Origin of the sequence: Cupriavidus necator (assembly GCF_040578825.1) — a bacterium.
GTDB classification, from domain to species: Bacteria; Pseudomonadota; Gammaproteobacteria; order Burkholderiales; family Burkholderiaceae; genus Cupriavidus; species Cupriavidus necator_E.
Genome location: NZ_JBEFLI010000023.1, coordinates 30,015 through 43,162, shown reverse-complemented (window position 1 = coordinate 43,162; position 13,148 = coordinate 30,015). Strand labels below are relative to the sequence as shown.

Genomic DNA, 13,148 nt, shown 5'->3' with positions numbered 1-13,148 from the left:
TCTGTCGCTATTGCACGTCGCCGCGGCCACCGGCGTATCGAAATAACACCCTGCGGTCATGCCCGCTGCGGGGCGGGCTGCGCGGCAACAGCCAACGCCTGCCGCAAGGTGCGCACGGCCAGCGGAATCTTGAAGTCGTTGCCGCCATGGCCCCGTGCGCCTGCCAGCGCTGCGTCAGCGGCCGCGCGCCAGCCGGCCGCGTCCGCCGCCCTGCCGGCCAGCACCTGCTCGGCGGCGTCCGCCCGCCAGGGGCGCGGGGCCACGCCGCCCAGCGCGATGCGCGCGCCCCGCACGCGGCCGTCTGCCACGTCCAGCACCAGCGCCACCGACACCAGCGCAAATGCATACGAAGCGCGGTCGCGCACCTTGCGGTAAAGCTGCCGGCCGGCCGGCGGTGGCGGCAGCGTGACCGCGGCGATCATCTCGCCATGCTCGAGCTGGGTCTCGATATGCGGCGTCGCACCCGGCAGCCGGTGCAGCGCACGCACGGCGATGACGCGCCCGCCGCCCTGCGGCAGCACGGTGTGCACGCGCGCGTCCAGCGCCACCATCGCCACGGCCATGTCAGACGGATGCACGGCGATGCAGGATTCGCTGGCGCCCAGGATGGCGTTCATGCGGTTGTGGCCCTGCATCGCCGCGCAGCCGCTGCCGGGCGTCCGCTTGTTGCAGGGCATGTGCGGGTCGTAGAAATAGGCGCAGCGCGTACGCTGCAGCAGGTTGCCGGCGGTCGAGGCCTTGTTGCGGATCTGGCCGGACGCGCCGGCCAGCAGCGCCTGCGACAGCAACGGATAGCGCGCCCGCACGCGCGGATCGGCCGCCAGATCGCTGTTGCGCACCTGCGCGCCAATGCGCAGCCCGCCGTCCGCGGTCTCGTCGATGGTGGCCAGCGGCAGGCGGCTGACGTCGACCAGATGGCGCGGCTGCTCGATGCGCAGCTTCATCAGATCGAGCAGGTTGGTGCCACCGCCGATAAAGCGCGCGCCGGCCCGGGAGGCAACGGCCTGCACGGCTTGGGCCGGGTCTTCGGCGCGCTCGTAGCTGAAGGTCATCATGAGCGGCCTCCCCGGGCGGCGTCGCGGATGGCGGCCACGATGTTTGGATAGGCGGCGCAGCGGCACACGTTGCCGCTCATGCGCTCGCGTATCTCGGCCTCGTCGAGCGCGAAGTCGCGCCCGGCCACGTCGCGGCTGGCATGGCTGGGCCAGCCGGCGCGCGCTTCGGCCAGCATGCCGACAGCGGAGCAGATCTGCCCGGGCGTACAGTAGCCGCACTGGAAAGCGTCGCGCGCGATGAACGCGGATTGCACGGGATGCAGCCTGTCGCCGTCGGCCAGGCCTTCGATGGTGGTGATCTCGTCGCCTTCGTGCATGACCGCCAGCGTCAGGCAGGCATTGATGCGACGGCCGTTCACCAGCACCGTGCAGGCGCCGCACTGGCCGTGGTCGCAGCCTTTCTTGGTACCGGTCATGCCCAACTGGTTGCGCAGCGCGTCCAGCAGGGTCGTGCGCACGTCCAGCTCGACCGCATGTTCCGCGCCGTTGATGCGCAGGGTCAGCGGCCGTACCGGCACGGCGGCGGTTGGCGCAGCCGTCGATGCGGCTGGGGCGGCTGGCGCGGCCGATGCGGCCTGGGCCGGCGCAGCGCCAACTGCGAACAACATGCCGCTCGCCGCGCTGGCCCGCAGCACAGCGCGGCGACCCGGGTTTTGCGGATGGTCCGCCTGATCCATGGTCTGCTCCTGATAAGGACGGCAAGGCCTGGCCCTGCCGCGCGGCGCGACCGACTTCCCCCGCGGAAGCCGCCACAGCCGGCACCGGCAGTATGTCGGACGCCGCGGCGGCGTTTCTTTCACATATCAGGAGGAAATATCAGAATCCTGGCGCAAGTGCGTGCGATAGCTGCGCGGCGTCGTGCCGGTCAGGCGCTGGAAGGTGGAGGTGAAATGGCTCTGGCTGGAAAACCCCAGCTCCAGTGCCACGGCACTGAGCGGCATCGAACTGCCGCGCAGCAGGCATTGCGCGCGCCGCACGCGTCGCGCGATGACGTAGGCGTAAGGGGCCATTCCGGTCTCGGCCTTGAAGCGGCGCGCGAAGGTGTCGACCGGCATGCCGGCCACGCCGGCCAGGTCGCTCAGCGAGAGCGACGTATCCAGCCGCGAGTCGATGTAGTCGGTCAGGCGCGCCAGCAGCCGCTTGCCCAGCGCCGGGACGCGGCGCACGGGCGCGGCCGGCGTGGCGCCGGCGATGCGCAGCGCCACCAGGGAAACCAGTTGCTCAAGGTAGACGGCTTCGGGAACGCGGCCAGCGGCCATGTCCGCGCTGAACGATTTCAACAATGCCTGCACCACCGCGTCGGCAGTGTCGTTGATGCGCATCGGCAGTTGCGCCAGCCGGTCGCAGCCCGGCAGGTCCAGCGCGGGATCGAGCCATAGCGCCGTATAGACCAGGTCGGCGTCGCGGAAATGGCCGCTGCGTTCCGCATGGGCGGGCACAAAACTGAGCGAGCCCGGTCCATCGCGCCCGTCATGCATCAGGCGTCCTTCACTGTGAATACAGGTGCGCCCGGTCGTCCCGCGCTCGGTCAGCACGATCAAATGGCGCGGGGCGCTCCAGCGGAATTCCGCCTCGCCGCAGGCCCAATGGCGATGGTCAAAGACCACGCCGCCGTCGAGCATCGAGGTCGTGAACGCGGCAGCGGTCCTGGCCTGGCGGGCCCGCAGCCGCCCGTGGCCGATGGCAGGGGTGAGCGTCATCATCGTTCCTTTAAGACGGGCGATCCGTGGCGGACTTCCCCAGAACGGCAGCATGAGCGGCTGATATAAACCGAATCGCTCATCCCGGAAGCGGCCAATACGCCTATGCGGCCCAGATCTTTGTATCGATGCTGCGCAGCAATAATACAAAGAACTGTCAGTCCGCGCACACGCGAACTCGCCGATGGCTGGCTGAGGCCGTAGAAACTTTGCCCCGGCACGTGGTTCTAATTTTTGTATGCTGAGCAAATTGTCTGCTAATCGACGCGCCATCTGGTTCTGGCTTGCAGTCGGCACCGTAGCGGTGCTGATCGCCCTGCTCGTCCTGTCGCCTCCCTTCAAGGCCCTCGCCGACGAGGCCATCGCCTGGGCGCAGTCGACGATAGAACAGCACCCCGCGGCGGGCGCGCTGGTCTTCTTCCTGTTCTCCGCCGTGTCCGCCATGCTCGCCTTCGCCTCCAGCGTGGTCCTGGTGCCACCGGCCAGCGCGGTGTGGGGCAAGCCGCTCACTGTTCTTCTGCTCTGGGGCGGCTGGCTGCTGGGCGCTGCTGCCGCCTACGGCATCGGCCGGTTGGCCTATCCATTGCTCGCCCGTAGTGGTTACGCGGACAAGCTGGCGAAGTACCAGGACTACGTGTCGCAGCGCATGAAGTTCTGGGCCGTGCTGCTGTTCTGTATCGCGGTGCCATCGGAGATTCCCGGCTATCTGTTCGGCACCATGCGTTACCCCTTCCCGAAATTCCTGGCCGCGATCGCCATCGCCGAAGCGGGCTATGCATTGGGTATCGTCGTCGCCGGGGAAAGCCTGGCCATCGATCGGCCCTTACCGTTTTTCATTACCGTCGGCATCCTGGCGGTGGTCGCGGCGCTGGCCGGCCTGGTGCTGCGTGCCAGGAAGCGCAAGTCGGGCAGCCTGCAGCAGCGCTGAGGGGGTGGCAGCACCATGCCCCAGAAGCGCAATCCGATCTCCAGCGAGCCGATGCTGGCCGACTCCAGGGCGGTGCGCCAGCATGCCGGGCTGATGGTCGACGCGATGGTGCAGGACTTCGAGCGCGCCACCGGCCCTGGCATGCGGAATGGATCGCTATCCCCGAGAGCTTCATCCTGACCGCCGGCGCGCTGCACCAGGCCAGGTTTGCGCTGGGCGGCCTGATCGTCGACGAAGCCCGCATGAAGCACAACCTGGGCATCTCCAACGGGCTGATCGTGGCCGAAGCCGTGATGATGGGCATGGCGCCCCACATCGGCCGACAGCAGGCGCACGACGTGGTGTACGACGCCTGCCGGACCGTCAATACGCACGGCGGCACGCTGGCCGACGCGCTCGCGAGATCACGCGCTGGAAGGCGGTGGCGGCCAAGGCCAATATCTCGCTGGATTGCGCGCCATGAACCGGTTCCGCGTAGAGCACGATGCCTTCGGGCTCAACGCCCCCGCGGCACCGCCGTCATGCCTCGGCTGCGACCGATACACTGCCGGCGACTTGACGCGATGGCCGTGCCCCATCGCCCGCACCATGGAACTGCGCAAGCAACACCTCGCGCTGCTTCGCCACCGTCTCCAGGCTGGCTTCCTTCACATGCCCGAAGCCGCGAATGTCCTCCGGCAATGAGGCCAGTCTGACGGCGATATCCAGGGTGTCGGCACGCAGCGAAGTGCAGAATGCCTCGGTCATCGCCACGTATTCGTCGATCAGGCGCCGCTCCTCGCGCCGCTCCGCCGTCCGGCCAAACGGATCGAACGCGGTGCCACGCAAGCGCTTCAGGCGGGCCAGCACGCGGAATGCGGTCATGGCCGCGGGACCGAAGCGTTGCTTGACGAGGCGGCCCTGCCCGTCTTTCTTCGCCAGCAGCGGCGGCGCCAGGTAGAAGTTCAGCTGGTAGTCCTTGCCCGGCTCGCCCTCGAACTGGGCGCGCAGCTTGTCGAGGAACGCGGGGTCGGCATACAGCCGTGCCACCTCGTATTCATCCTTGTAGGCCATCAGTTTGGCCAGGTTGCGCGCGACTGCCATCGTCAGCGGCAGCTTGCCGTTCGGCGCCAGCGCGGATTCAGCGGTGCGTACGCGCTCCACCACGGACCGGTACCGCTTGGCGTAGGCGGCATCCTGGTAGGCGGTCAGCAGCGCCTCGCGTTTGCGCAGCAGCGTGTCCAGTGTTTCCGGCATCGGCACCACTTGCGCCACCGGCGCTGCCTTCAGCTGCGCACGCACGCCTTCCTCGCCGCGATGGGCGAGCAGGCGGCCGCAATCGAAGGCGCGCAGGTTCTTCTCCACCGCAACGGCGTTGAGTTCGATGGCGCGCACCAGGCTCGCCTGCGACAACGGGATCCAGCCCTTCTGCCAGGTGAACCCCAGCAACAGCGGATTTGCGTAGATGGCATCGCCCAGCAGCGTCACCGCCCACGCGTTGGCGTCGAGGAAGCTGCAGCTATCGCCCACCGCGGCGCGCAGTTCCTGCTCCGCGGTGGCGCCGGGGAACGTCCAGTTCCGGTTGCCGATGAACTCCGCGGTGGGCGTGTTGGCGCTGTTGACCGCGGCGGCGGTCACGTCGCGCCGCATCTTGGACAACGCCTCGGGCGAGGCCGATACGATGGCGTCGCAGCCGATCAGCAGCCGCGCCTCGCCGGTGGCGATGCGCGTGGCATGCAGCGCGGCCGGCGACGGTGCGATCTGCACGTGCGACAGCACGGCCCCGCCCTTCTGCGCCAGGCCCGCCATGTCGAGCACGGTCACGCCCTTGCGCTCCAGGTGGGCCGCCATGCCCAGCAGGCCGCCGATGGTGACCACGCCGGTGCCGCCCACGCCAGTCACCAGGATGCCGTAGGGACGGTCCAGTGCCGGCAGCGCCGGCTGGGGCAGCGCCGCTGGGTCCATCCCGGTTTTATCACCGCTCACACGGGGCTTGCGCAACTGCGCACCTTCGGCCGTGACGAAGCTCGGGCAGAAGCCGTTGACGCAGGAGAAGTCCTTGTTGCAAGAGGACTGGTTGATCTTGCGCTTGGTGCCAAGCTCGGTCTGCAGCGGCTCGACCGACAGGCAGTTCGACTTCACCGAGCAGTCGCCGCAACCTTCACACACCGCGTCGTTGATAAACGCGCGCCGGGCGGGATCCGCCATGGTGCCGCGCTTGCGGCGGCGGCGCTTCTCGGTGGCACAGGTCTGGTCGTAGATCAGCACGGTCACGCCCGCCGTGTCGCGCAGGCGTAGCTGGATGGCATCGAGCTCGTCGCGGTGATGCACGCTGACGCCGCCCGGCAGCATGCTGCCGTCGCCGTACTTGCCCGGCTCGTCCGTGACCACGACGATCTCGCGCGCCCCTTCGGCCGCCACCTGGTGGGCGACCGCCGGCACCGTCAGCACGCCGTCCACCGGCTGCCCGCCGGTCATCGCCACGGCATCGTTGAACAGGATCTTGTAGGTGATATTGGCGCGGGCCGCGATGGCGGCCCGGAGCGCCAGCAGGCCGGAGTGGAAGTAGGTGCCGTCGCCCAGGTTGACGAACACATGCTTCTCGCTGGTGAAATGCATCTGGCCGGTCCACGCCACGCCTTCGCCGCCCATCTGGCTGAAGGTCTCGGTATTGCGGTCCATCCACATCGCCATGTAGTGGCAGCCGATGCCGGCCAGCGCGCGCGAGCCTTCCGGCACGCGCGTGGAGGTATTGTGCGGGCAGCCCGAGCAGAACCAGGGCTTGCGCTCCACCGTCAGGCGCGGGCGCGCGGCCTCGCGCTCCTTGGCCTCGATCAGCGCCACGCGCGCGGCAATGCGCGCACGCACGTCGGCGGGCAGATCGGCCTTCTCCAGCCGGCGCGCAATGGCCTTGGCGATCAGCGCCGGCGACAGCTCGTAATGCGCGGGCAACAGCCAGTTGCCGCGCGGCACCGACCATTCGCCGCCGTGGTTGCCGCGTTCGTCGAACTTGCCGTAGACCTTGGGCCGCACGTCCTCGCGCCAGTTATACAGCTCTTCCTTCAGCGCGTATTCCAGGATCTGGCGCTTCTCCTCCACCACCAGGATCTCTTCCAGCCCGGTGGCGAACTCGCGCGCATCCTGCGCGTCCAGCGGCCACACGCAGCCCACCTTGAACACGCGGATGCCGATGCGTTGGCAGGCGTCGTCGTCCAGCCCCAGGTCGGTCAGCGCCTGGCGCACGTCCAGATAGGCCTTGCCGGCGGTCATGATGCCGAAGCGGGCGTTGGGCGAATCCAGCACCACGCGGTTGAGCTTGTTGGCGCGGATATAGGCCAGCGCCGCATACCACTTGTGGTCGAGCAGGCGCGCCTCCTGCGCCAATGGCGGGTCCGGCCAGCGGATATTGAGGCCGCCCTCGGGCATGGCGAAGTCCTGCGGCAGCGTGATCTGCACGCGCTCGGGGTCGATCTCGACCGAAGCGGTGGATTCGACCACGTCCGTCACGCATTTCATCGCGACCCACAGCCCGGAATACCGGCTCATGGCCCAGCCGTGCAGGCCGTAGTCGAGGTATTCCTGGACATTGGACGGATACAGCACCGGGATCCCCGACGCGAGCAGCACGTGTTCGGACTGGTGCGCCACCGAAGACGACTTGGCCGCATGGTCGTCGCCGGCCAGCACCAGCACGCCGCCGTGCTGCGCCGAGCCGGCCGAGTTGGCGTGCTTGAGCACATCGATGGAACGGTCCACGCCGGGGCCTTTGCCATACCACATCGAGAACACACCGTCGCGCGTGGCGCCGGGGAAGAGATTCACCTGCTGCGTGCCCCAGACCGCCGTCGCGGCCAGGTCCTCGTTGACGCCCGGCTGGAACACCACGTCGCTGGCCGCCAGGTGCGACTTGGCCTGCCATAGCGCCTGGTCCAGTCCGCCCAGCGGCGAGCCGCGGTATCCCGAGATATAGCCGCCGGTGTTCAAACCCGCGGCCGCGTCGCGCGCCTTCTGCAGCAACGGCAGGCGCACCAGCGCCTGGGTGCCGCTCATGTAGACGCGGCCCTTGGGCAGGGTGTACTTGTCGTCAAGACTGGCTTCGGCCAGGGTGTCGGCCAGCGCCTGCTGCGATTGAGGGGAAAGAGGGCTGTTCACAGACGGGGTCTCCGGGGTCAAAGGCTTGCTTTTATGGATATGTCGAGCCAGTGTAGAAAGCGCTTGCTGTATCGTAAAATCACAATTTCAGACAACAGGTATCCGATTTCCATATGTCTCCGACTAAGCGCGGTTCCCGCTCCGGCAGCCGGAAAAACTCAGTCCCGGAAAGTGCTTTGCCGGCGGCAAAGGAAATCACGCTGCGGCAGATGCGCTACTTTCGCGCCGCCGCCGCGACGGGACAGTTCTCGATGGCTGCCACGGAAGAGCATGTATCCCAGTCGGCCATCACCAATGCCGTGCTGGCGCTGGAGCAGTTGCTCGGCGCGCGCCTGTTCGACCGGCTGCCGCACGGCGTGGCGCTGACGGCAGAAGGCAATCACCTCTACCAGCACGTCACGCGCATCCTCCAATCCGTCGACGATGCGCTGACGCAGCCGCGCATCAGGCTGGACAGCATGGGGGGCAGCGTCAGCATTGCCGCCACCTATACGGTGCTGGGCTACTTCCTGCCTTCACTGCTGGCGCGGTTCCGGAATCACTATCCCAACGTGGACCTGGACCTGCGCGACCTGCATCGCGCCGAGGTCGAGGAGCGCATTCTCAGCGGTGAAGTCGAGCTCGGCGTCGTGCTGCTGTCCAATGTCGCGGAACCTGAGCGGTTTTCGCATCGCTCGCTAATCCGGTCGCGCCGCCAGCTGTGGGCGGCGCCGGGGCATCCGCTGCTGGCGGGCGACGCGCCGTCGCTGCGGCAGGTGGCCGAGTTCCCGTATATCCTGCTGACGGTCGACGAAGGCGAAGCATCCACGTTGCGGTACTGGCGCTCGAAGCGGCTGGCACCGAACGTGGCATTCCGTACCACATCGATGGAGGCGCTTCGTGGGCTGGTCGCGCACGGCTTCGGGATTACGGTGCTGTCGGATATGGTGTTCCGTCCCTGGTCGCTGGAAGGGAAGGAAATCGAAGCGAGACCGCTGTCCGCGGCCATCCCGGACATGGAAGTCGGCCTGCTGTGGCGCAAGGACGCGGAACTGAGCCCCGCGGCGGTGGCGCTGCGGGACTTCCTGATCTACGCATGTGGGCGTTGAGGCAAACGTGGTCAGGCGCTGTCTCAGTTCAGCGTGGCGCCAGCCTGCTTCACGATGCGCGCATGCTTGTCCAGCTCGCTCTTGAAAAACGGCACGGCCGCGTCGGCACCGGTGGGGGTCACGACCACGCCCTGCCCCGCCAGGTGGTCCTGGACCTCGCGCTCCTGCAGCGTGGCCTTGGTCTTCGACTGCAGCGTCGACACAGTCTGCTTCGGCATCCCGGCAGGACCGACGATCGCGAGCCACGCGTCGAAGCTGTATCGCGGCAGCCCTGACTCCGCCAGCGTCGGCACATCGGGCAACGCCGGCACACGCTGCGCGGTGGACACCGCGATGGCCTTCAGCTTGCCGGCCTTGATCAGCGGCAGGACGGCCTGCACCGTCAGGAAGCCGAGCTGTACCTGGCCACCGACCAGGTCGGTGGTGTAGTTGCCCGCCCCCTTGTATGGCACGTGGCGGATATCGACGTTCGCTTCGCTGGCAAAAAGCTGGCCGGCCAGGTGCAGGACCGTGCCGTTTCCTGACGAGCCATAGTTAAGCTCGCCCGGCTTCGACTTCAGCAGCGCGATCAGGTCCTTTGCCGTGCTTGCACTGACCCCAGGATTGACTACCAGCACCAGCGGCAGCGTGCCGATCACCGTGATCGGGGTAATGTCCTTCAGCGCATCATAGGGCAGGTTCTTGTAGATAAACGGGTTAATGACGTGGTTCGATGAAATCAGACCCAGCGTGGACCCGTCTTTCGGCGCCCTGACGATTTGCTGGGTGCCCGGCACACCGCCAGCGCCCGCGATATTCTCGACCACCACTGACTGCCCGAGGTGCTTCCCAAGAGATTGGCTCAGGGCCCGGGCCACGGCGTCGGCCTGCGAACCTGGCTGGGTCGGCACAATGAGCCTGACGGGCTTCGAATCGGTGGCCTGCGCGTGGGCGGCGGCTGCGTTCAGGCCGCCGAAGACGGCTAGGGTGGTCAGGGCGGCAAGCGCATTGCAGGCCTGTCGAAACAGCGAAGTCGGCATTCCTTGTCTCCGTTCATTGAGTGGCACCAGGGACAGTGCTCTTTGGGACGGAGTGTAGTGTTGCGCTGCCGCGGCGGCAGAGTGCTAATCCGCTGGAGCGGGTATCTCAGCCTGGCATACCGTGCGATGCCCCTTTGGCTACCCGCCTTGGCTCTCCCCTTGGCTCTCCCGTCGGCTGCAGCGCGCCGATCAACGCGGCAATCGCCCGCAGCCGCGGCTGCTTGTAAGGGGCATAGATCAGCAGCTGGCGCTCGCGCCATGGCTCATCCAGCGGAATGCGGACGAAGCGCCGGGTGCCGGCATAGGCGGCGCTGGCGCTGGCCGGCAGCACGGCGATGCCCAGCCCCGCCTCCACCATGCGGCAAGCGGCCTCAAAGCTGGAGACCGCCACGCTCTGGTTGAAGGGCAGCCGCAGGTTCGCCGCCTGCTCCCTCAGCTCCTGGTCGAGCGCGCCGCCGGGCTGCACCACCACCAGCGGATGCTCCAGGACTTCGGCATAGCGTATCCGCTTGCGCCTGGTTAGCGGATGCGAGGACGGGATCACCACATTGAGCGGGTCGCTGGCGAACTGCCAGGATTCCAGGCCGGCGGGCGCCTTCGCCGCGACGCCGATGCCGATGTCGACGCGGTCATCGAGGCAGGCCCGGATGGTCTCGGCCGTCGATCGCTCGTACAGCGCGATCTCCACCAGCGGGTGTGCCGCCTTGAAGGCATGCAAGCGCTCGGGAAGAAACCCGATGATGGCGGACGGGCTCGCCGACAGGCGCACGACGCCGGCCACCTGGTCGCCCAGGTCCTGCACCTCGCGCGCAAAACTGGCGATGTCCTCGTTCAGCCTGCGCCCCAGTTCCAGCGCGCGCGCTCCCGCATCGGTCAACACCACGCCGGATGGCGAGCGCACGAACAGCACCACGCCGAGACTGCGCTCCAGTTCGGCAATGCGCCGGCTCAGCGCGGACTGGGCAATATGCTCGGTCTCCGCCGCCCGCTTGATGGAGCCCTCACGCGCCGCTGCCAGGAAGAGTTGGATATTGACGGGATCGATGCGGTGCATGCTTCAGAAAGCCCATGCGGGCAGGCCGAAATGTCGCCTGATACTAACCTTGCGGCCGGCGCGCTGCATACACAGGCGTTTACCCTGATATCGCGCCAACGGATATCCGCCATGCCGCATCAGCGCTTCGTGTCGCCGCGCAACGGCAAGTAGAGTTGCGCAAACATCCCCACCGGAGACTGGCATGAGTGTCCTTGCGCCGTCAGGCCGCATCCTGTTCCTGGCCGACTCAGCGGCGGCCATGGAGAGACAGCTCCAGGGCCAGGCAATGACCCTGGAGCAAGCGGGCACGCTGCGCGACGACGTGTCCACGGACGAAATCACGCCCGTACCGATCCTGACGCACTATGACGACGCGCTCGGCCGCTACCCTTACACGGGCTACAAGGTCGAGGGGACACTGCCGATCGCAGCCAACGCGATTCGCGACGGCGGCTTTGCGGTGACGGTCGCGGGCAACCGCTACGGCAAGGGATCGTCGCGTGAACATAGCCCCGCAGCGGAACAGCTGGCCGGCATCCGGCTGGTCATCGCCAAAAGCTTCGAACGCATCTACCGCCAGAACGCCGACAACATCGGACTGTTCACCTCGACGGACGTCAGCCTGATTCCTCGCCTGCAACAAGGCGAGCCCATCGGGCTGGACACGCTCGTGGCCGGGCGCGACGCACTGGCCGCAGCCGTGCTGCTGAACGGCGGGCTGCTGAAGTTCGGGCAGAAATACCTCGGCAACGTCGGTGAAGCGCCCCCCGCCATGCCGGCGCGGCCGCAAACCCTGTTCGAGAAGATCGTCCACCGGCATCTGCTGGCGACGCCTCTCACGCCGGCACAGCCCGCCCCCGGCGACGGCATCTTCGTGCGCGCCGACTGGCGCTTCATTCACGAGTACTACACCGGCATGTGCGCCCACATGCTGCACGCCACCTTCGGCAAGCCGCTTCAGCTCAAGGATGCCGACCATATCGTCGTGTTCGAGGATCACACCGCCTATGTCGCGGAAAGCCCGGCACATGTGCATGGCGGGCTGGTGGACAACGTCGTCAGGATGTGTGCGGCGCAGCGGGACTTCGTACGCACCTATGGCTTGACGTGCCACCGCACGCTGACCGAGGACGAGTCCCGCGGCGACGATGGCAGCAATGTCGCTGGCATCTCGCACGCCATGATGGCCGAACGCTATGCGCTGCCGGGACAGGTGGTGGTGGGTACCGACTCGCACACGCCGCATAGCGGGGCGCTGGGATGCGTGGCGTTCGGGGTCGGCACTACCGACATGGCCAATGCGTTTGTCACGGGGGCCGTGCGCATGACGATGCCGCAATGCATCCGTGTCAGGCTTCACGGTGCGCTGGCGCCCGGGGTCACGGCAAAGGACGTGGTGCTCCACCTGCTGGCGCAAACGGAGATCAAGGCAGGAGCCGGAGTGGGCAAGGTGTTCGAATTCACCGGCCCGGTTGTCGGCGCGATGTCGATCGACGAGCGCGCCACGCTGACCAATATGTGCGCCGAACTGGGCGGCTTCACCGGCATTGTCGCGCCCGATGCAGAGACGGTCCGCTTCCTGAGGGAACGACGCGGCATCGATTTCGTGGTCGAGCCATGGATGCGAAGCGACGACGACGCCGTCTTTGCCACCACGCTGGAGCTCGACTGCCGGACGCTCGGCCCCATGGTGGCACGCCCCGGCGATCCGGGGAACGGCGTGCCGCTGGCGGCGCTGGACCAGCGTGTGCAAGTGGATATTGCCTACGGAGGCTCCTGCACCGCCGGCAAGCGGGAGGACTTTGACCTGTACCACGAGGTCCTGTCCTGGGCAGCGCAGCGAGGCCTGAGCGTTCCGGCTCACGTCACCCTGTATCTGCAGTTCGGCACCACTGACGTGCGGGACTATTGCATCCGGCAGGGCTACATGGATGCGTTCCATGCGGTCGGTGCGCGGATACTGCAGCCCTCTTGCGGCGCGTGCGCCAACTGTGGGCCGGGGTCTTCAGTGCGCACGGATCAGGTGACGGTCAGCTCGATCAACCGGAATTTCCCCGGGCGCTCAGGGCCCGGGCAGGTCTGGCTGGCAAGTCCGCCTACGGTGGCAGCCAGCGCGATCGGTGGGGAGTTGCTGTCGTTTGACGCATTGCAGGCGCGTGATGGCAGTGAGCCTGGGGGCAGCTGAGCAAAC

9 protein-coding genes and 1 pseudogene are annotated in these 13,148 nt (G+C 67.4%); 4 read left to right on the top strand and 6 right to left on the bottom strand.

Annotated features, from left to right (window positions below):
- Positions 1 to 56 precede the first annotated feature (56 nt).
- From AB1I47_RS13805 to AB1I47_RS13795, 3 genes are all read right to left on the bottom strand, one after another.
- The gene (locus AB1I47_RS13805; protein WP_354684309.1) at positions 57 to 1,055 is read right to left on the bottom strand and encodes an FAD binding domain-containing protein; all 999 of its coding nucleotides are present in this window, start codon (positions 1,053 to 1,055) and stop codon (positions 57 to 59) included.
- On the bottom strand, positions 1,052 to 1,732 hold the full coding sequence (locus AB1I47_RS13800) for a 2Fe-2S iron-sulfur cluster-binding protein (protein WP_354684308.1): 681 nt from the start codon (positions 1,730 to 1,732) through the stop codon (positions 1,052 to 1,054). Before AB1I47_RS13800 ends, AB1I47_RS13805 begins: the two co-directional genes overlap by 4 nt.
- Positions 1,733 to 1,858: 126 nt before the next feature.
- The gene (locus AB1I47_RS13795; RefSeq protein WP_354684307.1) at positions 1,859 to 2,755 is read right to left on the bottom strand and encodes an AraC family transcriptional regulator; all 897 of its coding nucleotides are present in this window, start codon (positions 2,753 to 2,755) and stop codon (positions 1,859 to 1,861) included.
- A gap of 238 nt (positions 2,756 to 2,993) precedes the next feature.
- Between AB1I47_RS13795 and AB1I47_RS13790 the strand changes: the two genes are divergently transcribed.
- Positions 2,994 to 3,683 (top strand): VTT domain-containing protein, encoded by a 690-nt coding sequence (locus AB1I47_RS13790; RefSeq protein WP_354684306.1) that lies wholly within the window; start codon positions 2,994 to 2,996, stop codon positions 3,681 to 3,683.
- A pseudogene (locus AB1I47_RS13785) lies at positions 3,684 to 4,084 on the top strand (3-carboxy-cis,cis-muconate cycloisomerase); the annotation flags it as partial. It lies immediately after the preceding gene.
- A 118-nt stretch (positions 4,085 to 4,202) separates the two neighbouring features.
- Here AB1I47_RS13785 and AB1I47_RS13780 read toward each other — a convergent pair.
- On the bottom strand, positions 4,203 to 7,814 hold the full coding sequence (locus tag AB1I47_RS13780; protein ID WP_354684305.1) for an indolepyruvate ferredoxin oxidoreductase family protein: 3,612 nt from the start codon (positions 7,812 to 7,814) through the stop codon (positions 4,203 to 4,205).
- 209 nt (positions 7,815 to 8,023) lie between these two features.
- Between AB1I47_RS13780 and AB1I47_RS13775 the strand changes: the two genes are divergently transcribed.
- Positions 8,024 to 8,902, top strand: coding sequence for a LysR family transcriptional regulator (locus tag AB1I47_RS13775; RefSeq protein ID WP_354684341.1), 879 nt, complete (start codon positions 8,024 to 8,026; stop codon positions 8,900 to 8,902).
- 23 nt (positions 8,903 to 8,925) lie between these two features.
- Here the strand turns inward: AB1I47_RS13775 and AB1I47_RS13770 are convergent, their stop codons facing one another.
- Positions 8,926 to 9,921 (bottom strand): tripartite tricarboxylate transporter substrate binding protein, encoded by a 996-nt coding sequence (locus tag AB1I47_RS13770; RefSeq protein WP_354684304.1) that lies wholly within the window; start codon positions 9,919 to 9,921, stop codon positions 8,926 to 8,928.
- Positions 9,922 to 10,027: 106 nt separating this feature from the next.
- On the bottom strand, positions 10,028 to 10,975 hold the full coding sequence (locus tag AB1I47_RS13765; RefSeq protein ID WP_354684303.1) for a LysR family transcriptional regulator: 948 nt from the start codon (positions 10,973 to 10,975) through the stop codon (positions 10,028 to 10,030).
- Positions 10,976 to 11,159: 184 nt separating this feature from the next.
- Here AB1I47_RS13765 and AB1I47_RS13760 point away from each other — a divergent pair, with 184 nt between their 5' ends.
- Entirely contained in the window at positions 11,160 to 13,142 is a 1,983-nt protein-coding gene (locus tag AB1I47_RS13760) for an aconitase family protein (protein ID WP_354684302.1), read from the top strand.
- The last annotated feature ends 6 nt before the right edge of the window (positions 13,143 to 13,148 follow it).

Bases quoted from the DNA above. Each gene is read 5' to 3' on its own strand.
- AB1I47_RS13805 (WP_354684309.1), bottom strand. From the start codon at position 1,055: ATGATGACCTTCAGCTACGAGCGCGCCGAAGACCCGGCCCAAGCCGTG.
- AB1I47_RS13770 (WP_354684304.1), bottom strand. From the start codon at position 9,921: ATGCCGACTTCGCTGTTTCGACAGGCCTGCAATGCGCTTGCCGCCCTG.
- AB1I47_RS13795 (WP_354684307.1), bottom strand. From the start codon at position 2,755: ATGACGCTCACCCCTGCCATCGGCCACGGGCGGCTGCGGGCCCGCCAG.
- AB1I47_RS13775 (WP_354684341.1), top strand. From the start codon at position 8,024: ATGCGCTACTTTCGCGCCGCCGCCGCGACGGGACAGTTCTCGATGGCT.
- AB1I47_RS13790 (WP_354684306.1), top strand. From the start codon at position 2,994: ATGCTGAGCAAATTGTCTGCTAATCGACGCGCCATCTGGTTCTGGCTT.
- AB1I47_RS13800 (WP_354684308.1), bottom strand. From the start codon at position 1,732: ATGGATCAGGCGGACCATCCGCAAAACCCGGGTCGCCGCGCTGTGCTG.
- AB1I47_RS13765 (WP_354684303.1), bottom strand. From the start codon at position 10,975: ATGCACCGCATCGATCCCGTCAATATCCAACTCTTCCTGGCAGCGGCG.
- AB1I47_RS13760 (WP_354684302.1), top strand. From the start codon at position 11,160: ATGAGTGTCCTTGCGCCGTCAGGCCGCATCCTGTTCCTGGCCGACTCA.